Source organism: Mycobacterium shinjukuense (assembly GCF_010730055.1).
In the GTDB taxonomy this organism is placed as follows: Bacteria; Actinomycetota; Actinomycetes; order Mycobacteriales; family Mycobacteriaceae; genus Mycobacterium; species Mycobacterium shinjukuense.
The window spans coordinates 2,099,522-2,116,144 of record NZ_AP022575.1; the positions used below are offsets into that span (position 1 = coordinate 2,099,522).

The following is a 16,623-nucleotide window of genomic DNA, read 5'->3' on the forward strand; positions in this document are numbered from 1 at the left end:
GCGTGGCCTTGTAGGCAGCAAAGCGCTGATCAGAACCCGTCCGCGGGGCGGCGACGTTCGGTCAGGTGCTCGTGGTGGAAGGAACAGCGATGTCGTTTGTGACCGTGGCGCCGGAGGTTGTTGCGTCTGCGGCTTCGGATCTGGCCGGGATCGGCTCGGCGATCGGCGCCGCCAACGCCGCGGCCGCTGCCCCCACCACCACAGTGGCGGCCGCCGGTGCCGACGAGGTCTCAGCGGCAGTCGCGGCATTGTTTGGCGCGCACGGCCGGGCATATCAAACCCTGAGCACCCAGGCGGCGGCGTTTCATGAGCAATTTGTCCGCGCCTTGACCGCCGGCGCGGGCGCGTATGCCAGCGCCGAGGCCGCCAACGCATCGGCACTACCGGGGCCGTTGCAGACCCTAGAGGGTGCGGTGCTCGACCTGATCAATGCGCCCACCCTGACGCTGCTGGGGCGCCCGCTGATCGCCAATGGTGCGGATGCGACGACGCCGGGCGGTAACGGTGGAGCGGGCGGAATCTTGTTCGGCAACGGCGGGGCCGGTGCGCCTGGCGCCCCCGGCCAGGCCGGCGGCAACGGCGGGGCCGCGGGGTGGATCGGCAACGGCGGGGCCGGCGGTAACGGCGGCGCGGGCGCGGCCGGCGGGGCCGGCGGCTGGCTGATCGGCGACGGCGGCATCGGCGGCGCCGGCGGGGCCGCCACCATCACCGGTGGCAACGGCGCCAACGGCGGGCCCGGCGGCAACGCTGGGTTGTTCGGCCATGGCGGGGCCGGCGGCCCCGGCGGGGCCGGCGGCCCCGGCGCGGCCGGCGTCAACCCCGGCAAGGTCGACCCCACCGGCAAGGCCGGGCCCGGCGTCCCGGGCGACACCAACGGCGATGGCGACGGTTTGGGCGGCCCCGGCGGACAGGGCGGTGCGGGCACGGCCATCGGAGAGATCGGCGGTGACGGCGGCGCTGGGGGCGACGGGTTATCTCACGATGCGCCAACCGTCACCGGCGGCACCGGCGGCCAAGGCGGTCAGGGCGGTCCCGGGGCCCCCGGCGGCACCGGCGGCGCGGGCGGAAACGCTGAGTACGCAAACCTTGGCGGCGCAACCTCCAACCTCACCGGTGGCACGGGTGGTCAGGGCGGCACCGGCGGGGTCGGCGGACCCGGTGGTACTGGTGGCCAGGGCGGGAGCGGGATCATGTTCCCCCCATCGAGCAGCGCGGTCGGGGGAACCGGCGGAACCGGCGGAACCGGTGGATTCGGCGGCGGCCCGGGCGGCAGCGGCGGCACCGGCGGCGCCGGTACCTCGTCGGTCGGCCCCGGCCCCGGCGGATCGGGTGGCGTCGGCGGTGTCGGCGTGCCCGGCGGCGACGGCGGCGCCGGCGGCAACGGCGGCGCCGGCGGCCGCGGTGGGCTGCTGTTCGGCAACGGCGGCACCGGCGGCACCGGCGGCGCCGGTGGCACCGGTGGTGTCGGCGCCACCGGCGGTGAGGGCGGTTTTGGCGGTGACGGCGGTGCCGCCGACCTATCGGCTCCGCCGCACGCTTCGACCGGCGGCCGCGGCGGCAATGGCGGCACCGGCGGGGCAGGCGGCACCGGTGGCAGCGGGGGCACCGGCGGCAATGGCGGCGCCGGCGGCGCGGGCGGGCTGTTCGGTCAGGCGGGCACCACCGGCGCCGGCGGCAACGGCGGCACCGGCGGCAGCGGCGGCAACGGCGGCACCGGCGGCGGTGGCGGGTTTGGCGGCAGCGGCTTGATCACCGGCCAGAACGGCGCGAGCGGCGGCGGCGGTGCGGGTGGCGCCGGCGGGTTGGGCGGTCACGGGGGCGCCGGGAGCATCCCCGGCGCCGACGGCGAGCAGGGCTTGCCGGGCAGCCCCGGGCTCTCCCCCTGAGTGGCCGCTGATTCGACCCGGTCGGGGCGGCAGAGCCACGCCAGGCCACAGCGCCCGCGTCGGTGGGTCAACCGTGAGGCACCCACTGAGGTAATCCGTCTCGGCGTACAACCGACATCGAGGATGTGCTGCCGGCCCCCGCGCGAGCGGTGCGCGCCACTCCGTATGCCCCGCTAGCATCCCTGGCGTGGATGTGGCTGAGGGCGCCCAGGCCCGGCTGCGGGTCACGGCCGATGGTTTGCATGCGCTGGCCGGGCGGTGCGCGACCCTGGCCGGCGAATTGTCAGCTGCAGTCGCGCCGTCGGGGGCGGTGTCGTCGTGGCAGGCCAACGCGGTCGCGGTGAACGCCGCGCATGCCCGCGCGGGTGCTGCCGCCGCGGCTGTGAGCGCCCGAATGCGGGCCACCGCCACCGCGCTCGGGCAGGCCACCCACAGGTACGCGGGCCAGGACACCGCAGCGGCGGCCGCCCTGGGGGCGGTACGTCCGTGGGGAACCCGCTGATGGCCGCGTCGGGGCTGCCGACGCTGTCGGCGGTGGAGTCGGCGAGCTTTGCGCATCTCAGCGAGGCCGCCGCCTACTGGCGGCGGCTGGCCACGCGGTGGGAGCGCGCCTTCACCGAGGTGCGCGATTCGATGCGCCGACCCGGCGGCACCGACTGGGAGGGCCAGGCCGCGGCCCGCGCCCACTACCGGTCGGCCGTCGACGTGGTGACGGTCGGTCGCGCGGTGGACCGGCTGCATGACGCCGCCGCCATCGCCGGCCGGGGGCAAGACCAGCTGGAGGCCAACCGGCGGGCGGTGCTGGACGCTGTCAGCGATGCCCGCCGGGACGGGTTTGTCGTCGGTGAGGATTACACGGTCACCGACCGCTCCACGGGTGGCTCACGCCAGCAGCGGGCGACACGTCTGGCCCAAGCCCAGGGGCACGCCGACTTTATCCGGCATCGGGTGGGCGCACTGCTGGCCACCGACCGCGATATCGCGACCCAGGTCAGCGCCGCCACCCAAGGCCTCGATGAGCTGGCGTTCGAAGAGGTGCCCGGGGTCGACACCCCGGCCGAGGATGGGGTGCAGGCAGTGGATTTCCGCCAGGCCCCGCCACCGGCAGCTCCCGGGGGCATGTCCTCCGGCGACATCGACGCGATCGACGCGGCCAACCGCGCCCTGCTGCAAGACATGCTGGCGGAATACAGCCGGCTGCCCGACGGGCAGGTGAAAACCGACCGGCTGGCCGACATCGCGGGCATCCAACAGGCGCTGAGGGTGCCCGACTCGCATCTGATCTATTTGGCCAAGCCGGACGACCCCGCCGATATGATCCCGGCGGTCACCGCGGTCGGCGATCCGTTCACCGCGGATCACGTGTCGGTGACGGTCCCCGGGGTGTCGGGAACCACCCGCCAGACCATCGCCACCATGACCCAAGAAGCCGGTGACTTGCGGAAGGAAGCGCAATATGTAGCCCGCAAAGTGGGTGAGAGCACGAATGTGGCGACGATTGCGTGGGTGGGGTATCAGCCGCCGCCGGTGATCGCGTCGTGGGACACCGTCGACGACGATCTCGCGCTGGCCGGCGCGCCCAAGTTGTCGGCGTTTCTGCGGGATCTGCAGGCGGGATCGCACAATCCGGGTCACACGACCGCGTTGTTCGGGCATTCCTACGGATCGCTGCTGTCGGGGATCGCGTTGAAAGACGGCGCCAGTTCACTGGTCGATAACGCGGTGCTCTATGGCTCGCCGGGGTTTGAGGCGACCTCACCGGCCAAGCTGGGCATGAACGACCACAACTTCTTCGTGATGACCACACCCGATGACCCCATCCGGTATCCGGGGCGCCTGGCGCCCCTGCACGGGTGGGGATCAGACCCCAACGAGATCATCGCCGGATCCCCGGACCGCTACCGCTTCCCCCATCTGCAGACCGACGCGGGATCCACCCCGCTGGGCGATCACAAGACCGCGGCCAGCGGGCACTCGCAATACGGCCAAGACCCGCTGCAACGGATGACCGGCTACAACCTGGCGACCATCCTGCTCAACCGGCCCGATCTGGCGGTGCGCGAAAGCCCACAGCAGTGATCGCACTCCGACCAGTTTCTCGAACGCTGCTGGGGTGGCGGCGCATCGTCGCGCTGACCATGATTGGCATCTCTACCGCCCTGATAGGTGGCTGCACCATGGACTACAACCCCGACACATCACCGCACCTGACCGACGAGCAGAAGATCCAGCTCATCGACAGCATGCGCCACAAAGGCTCCTACGAGGCCGCCCGAGAACGCCTGACCACCACCGCCCGGATCATCTCCGACCGCATCAGCGCGGCAATCCCGGGCCAATCCTGGAAATTCGACGACGATCCCAACATCCAACACTCTGACCAAAACGGAGCGCTGTGCGACAAGCTCACCGCGGATATCGCGCGGCGGCCGATCGCCAACAGCGTAATTTTCGGCGCCACGTTCTCTGCGGAAGACTTCAAGACAGCCGCCAATATTGTGCGAGAGGAAGCCGCCAAGTACGGCGCGACCACGCAGTCGTCGCTGTTTAACGAATCGGCCAAACGCGACTACGACGTGCAAGGCAACGGCTACGAATTCAACCTCGGCCAAATCAATTTCGCCACACTTAACATCACCGGTGAATGTCTTCTGTTGCAGAAGGTGCTCGACCTACCACCCGGACAACTCCCCCCGGAACCACCCATATGGCCGACGACGCCGACGCCAACCCCGTGAGCACCACAATCGTTGCTGGCGTGATGCAGGGTCACCTGCCGGTGATCCTGCCCCCGCGCAGGCGGGCTCGCACAATCCGGGTCACACGACAGACGTTGTTCGGGCATTCCTACGGATCGTTGGCGGCGCGCCTGGCGCCCCTGCACGGCGGGATCCACTCCGTTGGGTGATCACAAGACCGCCGCCACCGGGCACTCGCAATACGGCCAAGACCCGCTGCAGCGGATGACCGGCTACAACCTGGCGACCATCCTGCTCAACCGGCCCGATCTGGCGGTGCGCGAAAGCCCACAGCAGTGATCGCACCACAACCGATTCCCCGAACGCTGTCGCGGTGGCAGCGCATCATCACGCTGACCATGATCGGCATATCAACCGCCCTGCTAGGTGGCTGCACAATGGACCAAAACCCCGACAAATCACGACACCTGACCGACGAGCAGAAGATCCAGCTCATCGACAGCATGCGCCACAAAGGCTCCTACGAGGCCGCCCGGGAACGCCTAACCACCACCGCCCGGATCATCGCCGACCGCATCAGTGCCGCCGTCCCGGGCCAAACCTGGAAATTCAACGACGACTCCTACGGCCAAGACTTCTATAAAAATGGATCGTTGTGTAAGGAACTCAGTGCCGATATCGCCCGGCGGCCGATGGCCAAACCGGTTGACTTCGGTAGCACATTCTCGGCGGAAGACTTCAAGGCTGCTTCCAATATCGTGCGGGAGGAAGCCGCCAAGTACGGCGCAACCACCGAGTCGTCGCTGTTTAATGAATCGGCCAAACGCGAGTACGACGTGCAGGGCAACGGCTACGAATTCAACCTGGGCCAAATCAATTTCGCCACACTTCTCATCACCGGTGAATGTCTTCTGTTGCAGAAGGTGCTCGACCTGCCGGCCGGACAACTCCCCCCGGCACCACCCATATGGCCGACGACCTCGACGCCACATTGATCACACCACAACCGCTTCCCCGAACGCTGTCGCGGTGGCAGCGCATCATCACGCTGACCATGATCGGCATATCAACCGCCCTGATAGGTGGCTGCACCATGGATCACAACCCTGACACATCACGGCGCCTGACCGACGAGCAGAAGATCCAGCTCATCGACAGCATGCGCAACAAAGGCTCCTACGAGGCCGCCCGGGAACGCCTCACCGCCACCGCCCGGATCATCGCCGACCGCATCAGTGCCGCCATCACGGGCCAAACCTGGAAATTCACCGAAGATCCCGCCGGGAGAAAGGCCGATCGGGAAGGTTTGTCGTGCAAGGAACTCACCGGCGATATCGCCCGGCGGCCGATCGCCGACGCAGTTATCTTTGGTACTGCGTTCTCGGCGGAGGACTTCAAGGTTGTCACCAATATCGTCCGCGAGGAAGCCGCCAAGTACGGCGCGACCACCGAGTCGTCGCTGTTTAACGAATCGGCCAAGCGCGACTACGACGTGCAGGGCAACGGCTACGAATTCCGACTCCTGCAAATCAAATTCGCCACGCTTGATATCATCGGCGATTGTTTTCTGTTGCAGAAGGTGCTCGACCTGCCGGCCGGACAACTCCCCCCGGAACCACCCATTTGGCCAACGACCTCGACGCCAACCCCGTGAGCACCACCATCGACGTTGCTGGCGTGATCCAGGGTCACCTGCCGGTGACACTGCCCTCGCGCAGGCGGGCTCGCACAATCCGGGTCACACGACGGCGTTATTTTGGGTACAAACGCTCCAATACATATATTTCAGCATCGAATAGCTATATGATTGCTCCATGTCTCGGCGTACAACGATCGATATCGATGACATACTGCTGGCCCGTGCGCAAGCGGCGCTTGGTACCACCGGGTTGAAGGACACGGTCGATGCCGCTTTGCGAGCCGCGGTGCGCCAGTCGGCGCGCACCCGGCTCACCGCGCGAATCGCCTCGGGTGCCGGCATCGATCGGTCCGAGGCGCTGCTTGCCCAGACGCGTCCCGTGCGGTGATGTTGTTTTGCGTCGACACCAGCGCGTGGCATCATGCGGCGCGGCCGGAAGTTGCGCGCCGATGGTTGGCGGCCTTGTCCGCGGACCAGATCGGCATCTGCGACCACGTGCGGTTGGAGATCCTGTACTCGGCGAAGTCCGCCACCGACTACGACGCGCTCGCCGACGAACTCGACGGCTTGGCCCGTATACCAGTCGGTGCCGAAACCTTTACGCGCGCATGCCAAGTCCAGCGTGAGCTTGCCCACGTCGCCGGTCTGCATCACCGCAGCGTGAAGATCGCCGATCTGGTCATCGCCGCGGCGGCCGAACTCTCGGGCACCGTCGTGTGGCATTACGACGAGGACTATGACCGGGTCGCCGCCATCACCGGCCAACCTACGGAGTGGATCGTGCCGCGGGGGACCCTTTAACCGCTGATAGGCGCCATCACTGGATGTATGGTGATGTCATGCGGACTCAGGTGACCCTGGGCGCAGAGGAGCTTGAGCTGCTCGATCGTGCCGCCAAGGCGAGTGGCGCATCGCGGTCGGAACTCATCCGACGCGCAATCCACAGCGTCTACGGCACCAGATCCAAGCAGGAACGGCTCGCCGCGCTCGACCACAGCCGTGGTTCATGGCAAGGACGGGACTTCACCGGCACCGACTATGTCGACGCCATTCGGGGCGACCTCAACGCACGACTTGCTCGGCTCGGTCTGGCGTGAAGCTGATCGACACCTCGGTCGCGGTGGACCACCTCCGCGGCGAGCCTGCGGCAGCGGGGCTGCTGGCCGAACTGGTCCACAACGGTGAGCAGATCGCGGCCAGCGAGCTGGTGCGCTTCGAACTCCTGGCCGGCGCGCGGGAAACCGAGCTCGCGGCGCTGGAAGCTTTCTTCTCGGCATTGACCTGGACCCGGGTGACCGAGGACATTGCCCGGCTCGGTGGACAACTCGCCCGTCGATACCGGCGCAGCCACAGCGGCATCGACGACGTCGACTACCTGATCGCAGCGACCGCACTCGTCGTCGACGCCGACCTGCTCACCACCAATGTGTGCCACTTCCCGATGTTCCGGGATCTGCAGCCGCCCTACTGAGCACTCAGTGCGGCGTCACCCTTGGTTGGCGATGAGTCTTTCGATGAGCTCGACGATGCGCTGTTGGCCGGCGGCGGCCCCGTCCAGCTTGCCGCGCATCTCAGTGAATCCGTCGTCTACTCGGCTAAAACGTTCTTCTACTCGACTGAAACGGTCTTCTACTCGACTGAAACGTTCGGTCATCTCTTCTCGCAGGGCGTTGAAGCTACCGATTGTGGCTCGCCGGAAGTCGCGGAGCTCGCCGATGAACTCCGTGACATCGCGGTCGGCCGCGCCGGCTAGCACTCGAGCGGCGGCGGCATCCCGTTCGCTGGCCCGCACACGGTCGGCCAGCTCACGCACCCGGGATTCCAGCGCGGTGACACGACGTTGTTCGAGGCTGTCGGGCTGCACGAGCGAAGCCTACCGCGAGCTACGGTCTTACCTCGACAAATCCGGCAGCGCTGAAGTCACCGTCGAAGGCATACGCGTTGCGGATGCTCTTCTTGCGCATCAGCGCGAAGCTCGTCGCGTCGACGAACGAGTACTCTCGCTCGTCGTGCCGTGCGAGCCACTCCCAGGCCTGCTCTTCCAGGTCGGCCGTGACGTGCTCGACGCGAACGACGGTGCTGAAGCGGATGGCGGCGGCGGCAACCGCGGCGCGGTGACCGCAGCGCCGGTTGAGCAGCGTCCAGGTCTCGCCCAGGACATGATTCGAGGTCATCACCACGGGCGGTTTGCTGGCCCACAATCTCTTCGCGGCGCCGTGTCGAGCGTCGCCGACGTTGCCAAGTGCGGCCCAGAAGGACGTGTCGGCGAAGATCATTCGCGCTTTCCGTAAACCACATCGTCAACGGACGCGGACAAGTCGGCTCCCCCGTCGAACGATCCGACGAAGGCATCGACCGGATCTGGGCCCGGCTGCCGGAGGTGTTCAGCGACGTACTCCCGGATGAGCGCGGCCTTCGACGTCCGCCGCCGTCGTGCTTCAACGGCAAGCGCTCGGTCGACGTCCTCGTCGATGTAGATCTGCAGCCTTTTCACGCCGGCAAATATACGCCATCAAATATACGATGTATACATCGTGCTTGCGGACCCGGGTGCTTGCCACTAGCTGCCGAGTTCGTTGAAGACGCCGCAATGGAGCCCAGGCCTATTCGCCCGGGAGACGGGTGATGGCGCCACGTCAGCTGTAGACGCCGGGCTGCCGCAATGGTGTGTAAGAAACCCGGGATGGTTCAGCCGCATGTCACGTGCTTTGCGAGGGCCGAGCTTGTGGGAGCCTCGATGAAGTGCGGCCGCCGAAACAGCCGCCGCAAGCGAACTCGCCGCCGCGGCAATGGATTCGGAGAGCCTCGATGAAGTGCGGCCGCCGAAACAGCCGCCGCCTGCCATACGCGGCGGACCCTTGCTAGGTAGTAGCTGCCTCGATGAAGTGCGGCCGCCGAAACGGCCGCCGCCGGAAGATTGCGCGCACCACCGGGCGTGGCAGCAGCGCCTCGATGAAGTGCGGCCGCCGAAACGGCCGCCGCACCCGGCGTTGAGCACCCTAAATGGGTGACTGTTCCAGGCCTCGATGAAGTGCGGCCGCCGAAACGGCCGCCGCCGGTTGAGCCGTTGCGGCGGTCGCCGTATCAGTCGGCCTCGATGAAGTGCGGCCGCCGAAACGGCCGCCGCTCCCTCGATCGCCACTGACCGCAGGGTTTCCCGCTGGCCTCGATGAAGTGCGGCCGCCGAAACGGCCGCCGCTGGGCGAGTCGTATGCAATGGTTGTGCCTGGCCGCGCCTCGATGAAGTGCGGCCGCCGAAACGGCCGCCGCCGGCCAACATGCGGGCAGCATGCAGTGCATGCAAGCCTCGATGAAGTTGTTGACCGGCATTCAGGATGAGCATGATGGCGGCGTTGGCGATGAGAACGTGTGGGCATGAAATGACCCCGCCGGGAGGTGTCCGGCGGGGTCGGTGGTGGCTAGGGTGTCGGTGTGGTGTTCAGTCTGCCGTGACTTCGGCGATGGCTGTGCGGGTGGAGGATTCATCCACGATGGCCTTATCGGCGGCGAACGCGGCAACGAGGGCTTGTAGTGCGAGGTTGTTGACCGCGCGTGGATAGCCTCGGCTTGTCTGATGCACGAGGGTGACCGCGTCGTCGGAGAACAGCGTGTCGTCACGCCCGGCCAGGGCCAGGTGGTGGCGCAGGTAGCTTGCGGTCTCCTTGTCGGTCATGGGCGGCATTGCGTAGCGCAGGCCGATGCGCTGGTCGAGCGCGGCGAGCACGCCAAGTTTCATCCGGCGCCGTAGCGTGGGCTGGCCGATGAGCAGGCACGCGAAGGGGCTCGACGAGTCGAGGTCGTGATTTGTCAAGAGCCGCAACGCTTCCAACTGGTCATAGTCGAGCAGGTGTGCTTCCTCGACGACCACGACAGGGGTGCGTCCGCGCTCGGCTTGTTCGGCGGCCAGGGCGTCGGCGGCTTGGGGAGCCAAAGTTGCGTGGTGGGTAAGGGGTTGTCCGCCCAACGAGGCGACGATGCGGTGGTGGATGCCGCGCACCCCGACGGTGGGGTCGGGCAGGTAGATGACGGCGTGGCGGCTTCGGTCCAGGGCGGTCAGCGCGGCGCGCACGGCTACCGTCTTGCCGGCGCCGACCTCGCCGGTGACCACACCGATGCGGCGGTCGGCGACACACCAGCCGATGCGAGCGACCGCTTCGTTGTGCGCGCCGTGGCGGTGCAACATGGAAGGGGCCAGATCGCGGCCGAAGGGGATGCGCGAAAACCCGTAGTAGGAGATCAGTTTGTCCATCATTTCGGTTGGGCCTCCTGGCCGGTGAATAGGTCGAGTTGCCCGGGGATCTGGTCGGTGTTGGCGGTGAGGGCGGCGTAGTTGACCCCGCGGGCGAGCTCGGCGGCGTGGGCGGTTTCGATCAACTGCGCGTAGTCGATGCCCGACGGTCGGGGTGGTGCGGAGGGGGTTTCGGGTTTGGCCTTGGGGTGTGCATGGCGTCCGATGTGATGCGGGATGGCCAGACCCATCGGGACGCCGCCGGCACGGACCTGGATGCGGGTCAAATCGAACGGGTCGAACACCAGCTCTACCTTGCGCCCGACCAGCGCCGGGTCGACCTCGTAGCTATTGCCGTGCAGCGAGACGGTGGCGGTCTTGGTGACCCGGCGGTGCTCCTCCCACAGGAATGCCTCGGTGAGCGCCTCTGGGGCGGGCAGCGCGACGGGGCCGGCAGCGCACCAGCGGGCCAGTGGGGTCTGCCCGGTTTCGGAATGCACCTGCCGGTGGTAGACGGTTTCGACCCCGGCCGCGAACAGCCGATTCAATTCGTTCAGGTCGGTCACGTGGTGGCGGCCGACGGTGTCGGGTTCGCCGCTGATCTCAACCAGGAACTGCTCGCGCACCGTCCTGAAGAACCTCTCGATCTTGCCCCGCCCTTCGGGCCGACCTGGTGTGGAATGAACAAGACGCACACCGAGTTTCGCGCATGCCCGCAACAGCCACGTGTCGACGAACGCCGAGCCGCAGTCGACGTAGATCGCCTGGGGACACCGCGGGACGCCAGCGCCGGGCGCAGCGCGGCGGCCAGCCGCACGGTGTCCTCGGCGTAGCCCCACCGGTAGCCGGGCAGCAGCCGGGAATGGTCGTCTAAGAACGCGAACAGATACGTCTTGTGGACAGTAATTCGTATGCCGTGCAACGCATCTCCAGTCCACAGGTCGTTCGGGTGCTCGGCCTGGAACCGGCCGAACACCGCGGGCGCCGACCCGGTGGCGGCGCCGGTCAGGCCGAGCCGGTGAAAGTTGCGCTGCAGGGTGCGTTCATCGGGCGCCCAGCCCAGCTGGGTGCACAAGATCCGCCGGATCGCCGCCGCGGTGCGCTGCGGGTTTTCCCGACGCAGCGCCACCGCCAACTCCAGCACCTCGACCGGAGTGCGCGGGGTGCACTGGCGGGGTTGGGCACCAGCGCGTCAAACCCGCCGGCCCGCCAGTCGCGGATCCAGCGGTCGATGGTTTGGCGGCTCATCCGCACCCGCCGCCCGAACGGGTCGACGTGCTCCCGGGAAGCCAACTCGCGCACCATCTTCCCGCGCTCCTTGGTAGAAAGCGCCGCATCGGCGGCCTCCCGGATCAACTGGTACCGAAACAACCCGATCGCCCGCGCACGCTCCGCGCGCACCTTCTCCTCATCGCCGCCGACCGCCACCGGGCCGCTCCCTTCTGTTTGCTGTCGTTGAAAAAAACACAACAGCGCACAGATTTACGGCGTGATTCGCGCCGCCGGCAGGGTCGACTCGTGTTGCACCGGCTCACCGGGCCAGCCCGGCGCCAACAACCGGCCACCCGAAACCGCTACAGCCACCTCGGCCAGCGACACCCTGGGCAGCGAAAAACGACGCCCGATGGCCGCCGCGAGCGCAACCATCGCACTCACCGCATCGATGAACACCCCGCCGGCCGCATCGGGCATCACCGGATCGGCAGCCACCGCGGCTAGCCACACGGTGAACACCGAACGCACCGCCTCGGCCCGCTCGGCGAAGCGCCGTAGCCAGCCCCGCACCGTCTCGGCCGGGCGCGCCACATCCGCAGCGATCCGGCGAAACCCCACCCGGCTGGCGCCCTTGGCCACCAGCGCCGACACGACCACCGCCGCGGTGTCCGCACGGCGCAGCAACGCCGTCACCGGCAACAACACATGCGTCACCCCGCACCCGGTGCACCGCGACCGGCGTGGATGCAGCTCCACCGGCCCATCCACGCCGCGCAACTGCCGCGCCCGCGCCCGCCCCCACCCCGCCAGCACACCCCCGCAGAACGGACAGCTCAGCTCACCAGCCGCCAACCTGCGCTCGACTAGATCGACATCTGCTTCTACGGTGACCACAGCGCCTCCGAGCGCGAAAAGGCGGCCCTCCCGTAGCACTCGGCCAAGAGACGATGGGAGGGCCGTCGCCTACCAATGACTTGATCACCGTGCCGCCCCGGCACCACACACACCAAACCGGGCCCCAACCGGCCGACACGCTCCTCACCGTCAGCGCCGGAACCCTACCCCCGCGTGCTCACCCTGAATGCCCCCGAACATGAAGTGCGGCCGCCGAAACGGCCGCCGCATCGCAGCAGGTTTCCGATGAGTGATGTTTTGCCGGGCCTCGATGAAGTGCGGCCGCCGAAACGGCCGCCGCGAGCGCCGGCCGACAGGTCACCCGACAGGGTGATGTGCCTCGATGAAGTGCGGCCGCCGAAACGGCCGCCGCTGGACACTGTCATTGGCGATGTCGAAAGCGAACTCATGCCTCGATGAAGTGCGGCCGCCGAAACGGCCGCCGCTTCACCACTGGCGATGCTGTAGTCGCGGCTGCCCCTGCCTCGATGAAGTGCGGCCGCCGAAACGGCCGCCGCCACAGGGTTGGGGTTGCCGCCGCGCCCGTACAGCCCGCCTCGATGAAGTGCGGCCGCCGAAACGGCCGCCGCCTTCTGACCTCCTGTGTGAGATGACTACGTGTCATCAATGGCCTCGATGAAGTGCGGCCGCCGAAACGGCCGCCGCCTGGCCGGCCACACACGCAGCAGATGCCCTGCAGTGCCTCGATGAAGTGCGGCCGCCGAAACGGCCGCCGCCACTCCGCCTTGGCCGCCCGCGTCAACGAGGTTGAGCCTCGATGAAGTGCGGCCGCCGAAACGGCCGCCGCAGGCGAATCCGGATGGTTTGCACACCATTTGGCACGGTGCCTCGATGAAGTGCGGCCGCCGAAACGGCCGCCGCCTACACTATGCCCTGCCCTGACTGCGGTGCCCGCGTGCCTCGATGAAGTGCGGCCGCCGAAACGGCCGCCGCCTGCGGCACCTCGTCGGCGAACCTGCTGATCGTGTCAAGCCTCGATGAAGTGCGGCCGCCGAAACGGCCGCCGCCGCAAACCCCATCTGGTGCAGACTGCCACCAGTGGCGCCTCGATGAAGTGCGGCCGCCGAAACGGCCGCCGCGTGCCCACTCGTTCGTCGTTTAGTGCCAGCAACACGCCTCGATGAAGTGCGGCCGCCGAAACGGCCGCCGCGCGAGACCGGCGATACGAGTGCGCGTCCACTGAGCGCGCCTCGATGAAGTGCGGCCGCCGAAACGGCCGCCGCCGCCACCACGCCACTACGACTGCGCCGATACATCGGCGCCTCGATGAAGTGCGGCCGCCGAAACGGCCGCCGCCGCTGACGTTTCAATGGGGGGTTGACACACCCTAATGCCTCGATGAAGTGCGGCCGCCGAAACGGCCGCCGCCTGACCTGCGGCCTGTGGCTGCCGGTGTGGCTGATCGCCTCGATGAAGTGCGGCCGCCGAAACGGCCGCCGCATTATCTGGCGCCAACACCGTCTCCGCCGATGACAAGCCTCGATGAAGTGCGGCCGCCGAAACGGCCGCCGCTACACCTTGGGCAAGTTCACCGCCCCCCAAGAGCAGCCTCGATGAAGTGCGGCCGCCGAAACGGCCGCCGCACGGTGCCGACCCTTGCGTCCCACGCGGGATGGGTGCCTCGATGAAGTGCGGCCGCCGAAACGGCCGCCGCTCGACATCGACCCACCCGAAGGGATGCGATCACTGGCCTCGATGAAGTGCGGCCGCCGAAACGGCCGCCGCAGGTTACATCCGCGATGTACTCAGCGTGCGGGATTGCCTCGATGAAGTGCGGCCGCCGAAACGGCCGCCGCACGTCGTTTTGGGTTGAGGTGCAGCCGTTGATGCCGGCCTCGATGAAGTGCGGCCGCCGAAACGGCCGCCGCTATCATACATTCGCTGAAACTCGTGGAGCCTGCGCGCCTCGATGAAGTGCGGCCGCCGAAACGGCCGCCGCCCGGTGGTGCCGCGACGTTTAGCGATCACAATTCCAAGCCTCGATGAAGTGCGGCCGCCGAAACGGCCGCCGCTTGTATTGTGCCGCCAGTATCGCTCTTCCCCCTAGTGGCCTCGATGAAGTGCGGCCGCCGAAACGGCCGCCGCCGGTGAATCCGCCGCATGTGTGACGCGGCGCAATCCAGCCTCGATGAAGTGCGGCCGCCGAAACGGCCGCCGCCGTCTGTTTCGCTCGCTGCTGATGAAACTTACGAAGCCTCGATGAAGTGCGGCCGCCGAAACGGCCGCCGCCTGCAGTCGTAAAGGTCGGGGCCGACACCGCCAAAGCCGCCTCGATGAAGTGCGGCCGCCGAAACGGCCGCCGCTCGCCGGCTTTAGTGAGGGCTTGGCCGCTGCGACGCCTCGATGAAGTGCGGCCGCCGAAACGGCCGCCGCAGCATTAGGCGACCCCGACCTGCTGCGGGTCATCGCGCCTCGATGAAGTGCGGCCGCCGAAACGGCCGCCGCTGTCGGCCATCTTGGAGCCCCCTGGACCGCATCTGCGCAAGCCTCGATGAAGTGCGGCCGCCGAAACGGCCGCCGCGGTGGGCCGCGACGTCATCAAATGCGCGTCGTGCGGGCCTCGATGAAGTGCGGCCGCCGAAACGGCCGCCGCGTTCGCTTTGGTGCGCGGATAAGCGTTGGGGCACGGTGCCTCGATGAAGTGCGGCCGCCGAAACGGCCGCCGCGGGGACCCCCCAACCGGCGCAGTGCTCGATGCGGCCAGCCTCGATGAAGTGCGGCCGCCGAAACGGCCGCCGCCTCGCAGCGAGGCACCCCTAAGCGCGTAGCCGAGCGCCAGGCCTCGATGAAGTGCGGCCGCCGAAACGGCCGCCGCTTGAACCGCTGCTGCTGCTCCGGCGAAAGAAGTTGAGGGGCCTCGATGAAGTGCGGCCGCCGAAACGGCCGCCGCGTTTGACAACTGGCTGATGGGGCCGGTACGGGATGCGGCCTCGATGAAGTGCGGCCGCCGAAACGGCCGCCGCGTGAGTCTGCGGGCTTTTTCCGACCACTTGTGCGGGAGCCTCGATGAAGTGCGGCCGCCGAAACGGCCGCCGCTGTGACGAATCCGCCGCCCCGTCGACCACCGCTCGAGCCTCGATGAAGTGCGGCCGCCGAAACGGCCGCCGCCCATAATTGGGTGGAAAAGGGGACGCGATAACCGCAGCCTCGATGAAGTGCGGCCGCCGAAACGGCCGCCGCGCGATCCCCTGGTATCCGTGCTCGGGATGCCCCAGGCCTCGATGAAGTGCGGCCGCCGAAACGGCCGCCGCGGGCGAACCACGGAGGCGGCGCCTGCTAGTTTCACTGGCGCCTCGATGAAGTGCGGCCGCCGAAACGGCCGCCGCCGCCGGGCAGCCGTATCGCCCGTAGCTGTCCGCGCTGCCTCGATGAAGTGCGGCCGCCGAAACGGCCGCCGCATGGCCTGCAGTACGCTAAGGAGCAGGGCTTTATCACGCCTCGATGAAGTGCGGCCGCCGAAACGGCCGCCGCACGTGGTGGCGAAAGTTGCGCGCAGCCAAGTTATTTGGCCTCGATGAAGTGCGGCCGCCGAAACGGCCGCCGCTAAATGCCGGCCAGGAGTGTACTGCTCGTCCAGCCCGCCTCGATGAAGTGCGGCCGCCGAAACGGCCGCCGCCTGGTGCACCAGTCCGTCTGCTCGAAGTAGGCAGGGCCTCGATGAAGTGCGGCCGCCGAAACGGCCGCCGCTCGGCCGGGTTGGCGATATCGGAGCCGGTGCTGCTAGCCTCGATGAAGTGCGGCCGCCGAAACGGCCGCCGCCGCTTGTAGAACAAGCATGTAATTGTGGAATGCAACCCGCCTCGATGAAGTGCGGCCGCCGAAACGGCCGCCGCCGGCCCTCGTAGGCGGCCCCGCTAGCAATCTCCTCGGTGCCTCGATGAAGTGCGGCCGCCGAAACGGCCGCCGCCCGCACGTCGGCGCCTTCTGCTCGGCGCGCAAATAAATTGCCTCGATGAAGTGCGGCCGCCGAAACGGCCGCCGCTCGTCTGCAGATCAGCTCGCGCACGGTCCAGCGCTGGGCCTCGATGAAGTGCGGCCGCC

At 68.1% G+C, this 16,623-nt stretch carries 13 protein-coding genes, 5 pseudogenes and 2 CRISPR repeat arrays (1 of these 20 running past the window's edge); of the genes and pseudogenes, 12 read left to right on the top strand and 6 right to left on the bottom strand.

Translation table 11 applies throughout. The features are described 5' to 3' along the window. Positions 1 to 89 precede the first annotated feature (89 nt). From G6N20_RS09255 to G6N20_RS09310, 12 genes and pseudogenes are all read left to right on the top strand, one after another. Positions 90 to 1,886, top strand: a complete 1,797-nt coding sequence (locus tag G6N20_RS09255; RefSeq protein WP_163662912.1) for a PE family protein — start codon at positions 90 to 92, stop codon at positions 1,884 to 1,886. A gap of 187 nt (positions 1,887 to 2,073) precedes the next feature. Further along, positions 2,074 to 2,388: a hypothetical protein gene (locus G6N20_RS09260; RefSeq protein ID WP_083048408.1), complete on the top strand. Its 315-nt coding sequence runs from the start codon at positions 2,074 to 2,076 to the stop codon at positions 2,386 to 2,388. Positions 2,389 to 2,684: 296 nt separating this feature from the next. Continuing rightward, a pseudogene (locus G6N20_RS09265) lies at positions 2,685 to 3,832 on the top strand (alpha/beta hydrolase family protein); the annotation flags it as partial. Between the two features lie 129 nt (positions 3,833 to 3,961). Next, positions 3,962 to 4,624 (top strand): LppA family lipoprotein, encoded by a 663-nt coding sequence (locus G6N20_RS09270; protein WP_083048485.1) that lies wholly within the window; start codon positions 3,962 to 3,964, stop codon positions 4,622 to 4,624. Beyond that, positions 4,621 to 4,730: pseudogene (locus G6N20_RS09275) on the top strand (type II toxin-antitoxin system VapB family antitoxin); the annotation flags it as partial. The gene G6N20_RS09270 and the pseudogene G6N20_RS09275, both read left to right, overlap by 4 nt. A gap of 56 nt (positions 4,731 to 4,786) precedes the next feature. Then, on the top strand, positions 4,787 to 4,924 hold the full coding sequence (locus G6N20_RS09280) for a hypothetical protein (RefSeq protein WP_158084757.1): 138 nt from the start codon (positions 4,787 to 4,789) through the stop codon (positions 4,922 to 4,924). Continuing rightward, positions 4,921 to 5,580, top strand: a complete 660-nt coding sequence (locus G6N20_RS09285; RefSeq protein WP_083048406.1) for an LppA family lipoprotein — start codon at positions 4,921 to 4,923, stop codon at positions 5,578 to 5,580. Before G6N20_RS09280 ends, G6N20_RS09285 begins: the two co-directional genes overlap by 4 nt. Further along, positions 5,577 to 6,239 carry an LppA family lipoprotein gene (locus tag G6N20_RS09290; protein ID WP_083048482.1) on the top strand — a complete coding sequence of 221 codons (663 nt, stop codon included), beginning with the start codon at positions 5,577 to 5,579 and terminating at the stop codon, positions 6,237 to 6,239. Before G6N20_RS09285 ends, G6N20_RS09290 begins: the two co-directional genes overlap by 4 nt. Next, a pseudogene (locus G6N20_RS21185) lies at positions 6,236 to 6,516 on the top strand (type II toxin-antitoxin system VapB family antitoxin); the annotation flags it as partial. The gene G6N20_RS09290 and the pseudogene G6N20_RS21185, both read left to right, overlap by 4 nt. Before the next feature lie 95 nt (positions 6,517 to 6,611). Beyond that, entirely contained in the window at positions 6,612 to 7,025 is a 414-nt protein-coding gene (locus tag G6N20_RS09300) for a PIN domain nuclease (protein ID WP_083048481.1), read from the top strand. Positions 7,026 to 7,063: 38 nt separating this feature from the next. Further along, positions 7,064 to 7,321, top strand: coding sequence for a ribbon-helix-helix domain-containing protein (locus G6N20_RS09305; RefSeq protein ID WP_083048479.1), 258 nt, complete (start codon positions 7,064 to 7,066; stop codon positions 7,319 to 7,321). After that, positions 7,318 to 7,695: a type II toxin-antitoxin system VapC family toxin gene (locus G6N20_RS09310; RefSeq protein WP_083048403.1), complete on the top strand. Its 378-nt coding sequence runs from the start codon at positions 7,318 to 7,320 to the stop codon at positions 7,693 to 7,695. Before G6N20_RS09305 ends, G6N20_RS09310 begins: the two co-directional genes overlap by 4 nt. A 15-nt stretch (positions 7,696 to 7,710) precedes the next feature. Here the strand turns inward: G6N20_RS09310 and G6N20_RS09315 are convergent, their stop codons facing one another. The 6 genes and pseudogenes from G6N20_RS09315 to G6N20_RS09340 form a co-directional block, all read right to left on the bottom strand. After that, positions 7,711 to 8,088, bottom strand: a complete 378-nt coding sequence (locus G6N20_RS09315) for a hypothetical protein (RefSeq protein ID WP_083048401.1) — start codon at positions 8,086 to 8,088, stop codon at positions 7,711 to 7,713. Positions 8,089 to 8,107: 19 nt separating this feature from the next. After that, the gene (locus G6N20_RS09320; RefSeq protein ID WP_083048400.1) at positions 8,108 to 8,500 is read right to left on the bottom strand and encodes a PIN domain-containing protein; all 393 of its coding nucleotides are present in this window, start codon (positions 8,498 to 8,500) and stop codon (positions 8,108 to 8,110) included. Next, positions 8,497 to 8,737 (bottom strand): annotated as a pseudogene (vapB20, locus tag G6N20_RS09325) (type II toxin-antitoxin system antitoxin VapB20). Before vapB20 ends, G6N20_RS09320 begins: the two are co-directional and overlap by 4 nt. 218 nt (positions 8,738 to 8,955) lie before the next feature. Continuing rightward, positions 8,956 to 9,494: a CRISPR direct-repeat array (repeat unit 36 nt; unit sequence GCCTCGATGAAGTGCGGCCGCCGAAACGGCCGCCGC). A 169-nt stretch (positions 9,495 to 9,663) separates the two neighbouring features. After that, positions 9,664 to 10,476 (bottom strand): ExeA family protein, encoded by an 813-nt coding sequence (locus G6N20_RS09330; protein WP_163662916.1) that lies wholly within the window; start codon positions 10,474 to 10,476, stop codon positions 9,664 to 9,666. Beyond that, positions 10,473 to 11,880 (bottom strand): annotated as a pseudogene (locus G6N20_RS09335) (DDE-type integrase/transposase/recombinase). Before G6N20_RS09335 ends, G6N20_RS09330 begins: the two are co-directional and overlap by 4 nt. 54 nt (positions 11,881 to 11,934) lie before the next feature. Further along, on the bottom strand, positions 11,935 to 12,561 hold the full coding sequence (locus tag G6N20_RS09340) for a hypothetical protein (protein WP_083052646.1): 627 nt from the start codon (positions 12,559 to 12,561) through the stop codon (positions 11,935 to 11,937). 193 nt (positions 12,562 to 12,754) lie between these two features. After that, positions 12,755 to 16,623: direct repeats of the CRISPR family, unit length 36 nt; unit sequence GCCTCGATGAAGTGCGGCCGCCGAAACGGCCGCCGC (it continues 1,305 nt past the right edge of the window).